The organism is Wolbachia endosymbiont of Drosophila seguyi (assembly GCF_028981765.1).
GTDB classification, from domain to species: Bacteria; Pseudomonadota; Alphaproteobacteria; order Rickettsiales; family Anaplasmataceae; genus Wolbachia; species Wolbachia pipientis.
Genome location: NZ_JAPQLM010000067.1, coordinates 1 through 3472 on the forward strand (window position 1 = coordinate 1; position 3472 = coordinate 3472).

At 33.2% G+C, this 3472-nt stretch carries 2 protein-coding genes; both read right to left on the bottom strand.

Annotation, left to right across the window (positions count from 1 at the left end):
• Positions 1–1035 (bottom strand): hypothetical protein (locus OZD62_RS01290; RefSeq protein WP_275019264.1); only part of this gene is annotated, 1035 nt, incomplete at its 3' end.
• Positions 1036–1396: 361 nt separating this feature from the next.
• Complete coding sequence (locus OZD62_RS01295; protein WP_010962824.1) at positions 1397–3142, bottom strand: type I secretion system permease/ATPase; 1746 nt, start codon at positions 3140–3142, stop codon at positions 1397–1399.
• Positions 3143–3472: the final 330 nt, after the last annotated feature.

A 3472-nucleotide genomic window follows, 5' to 3' on the forward strand; every position in this document is an offset into this window, starting at 1 on the left:
AGCGACATTGAAATTTGAATACAAATTTAGCAAACAAAGGGTGTTTGTTATAACTAAAACCAGGGCGAAGTATAGAAAAATTCGAGGAGAGTTTAAATAAAGGTAATTGAATAGATAAAATTCTTTAGTTTCCTTTGTATTAAAAATAGCTGCTAATTTATTCTTAAAGCTATGAAACAAAATTATGGTATCGCAAAAGTTATCTTTTTCACTTATAGCTAGTTCTGCTCCTAATAGTTTGCCTAACTCATATGGAGTTAATATGTTCACACTGTTCTCTGAAAAATTTATGACTGATAAACTAGCTTTGATATCTTCTGACACTATGATACAAAGGTCGATAGGGTTATTTTTTTCAAACCCAAACTTAGTTAAGGATCGAATAGTATCTTGCACTTCCTGATATATTCCACCAGCGATAATTCCTGGTAAATTATCATTAGTAAATGATGTTAAGCGCGTAAATACCATTTTATTCTCTTTAAGAACCACTTGTCTATAGCCTCCCGTTTTAGTTGCAGCAACTATAATTTTCCAATTATTAGGATCTTTATGTAGAATCTTTTTTGTTATATTACTTATTTCTATAGGAAACATTAATATTCCCTTAAAGTTGGAGCCTATCTCAATAAACACATTCAACCAATATTCTACTAAATGCTTTGCTTTTGATGAAACAAGAAGATAGCACCAGTTTTGATTGAATTTGTTTGGCTTCTCAACCAAAAAAACTGAACTTATGTCATTATTACGAGAAAAATGCTCCATCTTTGTTTTTGCTGATAGATAGGCACTAATCTTGTTTGCCCTTGTAATAAACTGTAGCGAGTAATTTTGATCTGCATGATTAAGCACCAGGTATAAAGGTGCTTTTTTATCTGACGAAAGACATGAAATTAAATCGGAAACTGCTTTATCGTTTTTGCCCTTAACAAAATACCTTTTATTTAAAGTATTATTTTTAAAATATAGTAACATTATGCCTTCTTCTCCAATAGAAAGCATAAACTTACTTTTGGATTTTGAACTAAACATATTAACAAAGCATATACTTATCTAGAATTAAAAAGGCAATTTATTGAAATTCATTAAACGTTAGAGGGAAATATTGTTATAAATTTTCGCAGCAACATTATTTATATTATAATTTTTTTATAAAATTACCACTAATATTAAGTTATTTAGATAGCAAATTAAGAAAATTCATTAAGACGAATTTGTTGTTTTTCAAATTGTAGGTAAACCTAAGCCACTTTAGCTATATCTGCCGATTGACTTTAATTAATAAGAGTTATTAATCTATTTACTATTCTTGTAATATTATTTCTAATGGTAAAGAAATATATATTTTTCTGGAACAGTTGTTATTTCAGATACAGAATTTATTGTAAGTAAACTAACCATTTGCTGAAGAGCGCTCATCTTCTGTGGTACTTGATGATGGAGCAACTAATTTGCTCAAAATCTCATCTTTTGGTCCCATAGCGTAAATGATACCATCTGACATGAGGATCACCTTATCAACTACGGACAATAACGGTAGCTTGTGAGTGATGATAACAGTAGTAGTATTTTGTTTTCTTGCAATGCCAATTGCATTAATTAAGCATGCCTCTCCATTGCTATCTAAGTTAGCGTTTGGTTCATCAAGTACTAAAAGTTTTGTGTGACCATAAAAAGCTCTGGCAAGTCCAAGAAGCTGTTTTTGGCCGCCAGAGAGCGTTACTCCTCCAGGACCTCCTATTGTTGTATCATATCCATTTGGTAAGCTTAGTATTAGTTCATGTATTCCTGCAATTTTTGCTGCTTTGATTATTTCTTCAGGATTTGGATCTGGCCTCATGCGAGCAATATTAGCTTTGACACTAGTGTTAAATAACTCAATATCCTGAGGTAAGTAGCCAACATAATTACCAAAATTTTCTCGATTCCAAGTATATACATCAGCGCCATCTAGTCTGACTACACCAGATATTGGCTTCCATACACCAACAGTTAATTTTGCGATAGTGGATTTACCAGAAGCACTTGCACCAATAACACCAACTACATCTCCAGGATCTATAATGAATGATATTCCTTTTACTGTCGGCTTATTGCTTCCATAAGGAGTAAAAAATACTCTATCAAATTCCAATTTTCCTTCAGGTTCTGGTAGAGCCATCGTTTGCTCTCTTTTTGGCGATGTTAATATAAGTCTTTGTAGCCTTCCATATGACATTCTAGCCTGATTTAAAAACTTCCAAGTATGAACCGCAGCGTCAAATGGTGCTAATACTCTACCCATTAAAATTGAAGCAGCGATGATGCTACCGGCAGTCTTATGAGCTGTGATTGCAAGTAATGCACCTGTTCCAATTACTGATATTTGCAGAGTTGAGCGCAAAAATTTAGTGATTCCAGTAATTACATTAGAGCGATTTTGTGCTTTAATCTGCATTGCTCGGTTCTGATCATTTCGTTTACACCAATCAGAGACTATGAATTCTGACATGCCCATAGCTTCAACCACTTCTGCATTTCTTGTTGCAACATCTATAGCATTGATATTCCGTATAGTTTCTTCGTTGGTTTCTTGTAATATTCGTTTAGTGGCAAGTTCATTCCATATTGCCATAGAGACTAATATAATAATTCCAGTAATAGCTATAAACCCCGTGGAGGTATGTATCATGAAAATCACAACAAGGTAAATTAACGACCATGGAGTATCAAACAGTGAGAATATACCATTTCCTGTAATGAAATTTTTTATCACTCCGAGATCTCGTATTGCTTCACCACTTGAAGTTGAGCTCTGCACTGACGTTAGCCTGATTGACCTTACTATCAGATCTGGTGTTGCAGTTTTATCGATCCAATCACCTATTTTTGCCATGGCTAAATATCGACAAGTTTCAAGCATTGCAGAACATGCAAATGCAGATAAAGTGATAATTGTCAGCATAGTTAGTGTTGATACACTTTCGCTCGATATCACCCGATCAAGCACTTGAGAGGTATAAAGTGGTAGGAATAACATTAATAAATTGATTCCCGCACTAAACCAAAAGATAAACCAAAATGCACTTTTGCATTTTTCTAGGCAAACATATAGAGTACTTTGCTTCAATTCTTTTTTTATTGATGGCGTAATTTCCACAATCTTCCTCTTAATTTGATTACATGCACCATATATAATTTTTATTACAAAAATATTAATAACGGTAGTTAGCTTACTTTAAGTGAGTAAAATATTAATATATGTGAATAGGAAATATAAACAATGGTAAAAAGAAGTATAGTTAATATTTCCTTCATTGCCTATAGCGAAGCTACGTCATACCGCGATTCATTCCATAGCTGTACGAACATTCATTTTTGAAGGTAAACTGCACAGCAAATGGTGTCATGAAAGTAGCTGACACTGGGATGGCTTTGTTGCATCGCTACTTATGAAAGGCTAACTATAATTAGGATTATAAGCAACTTA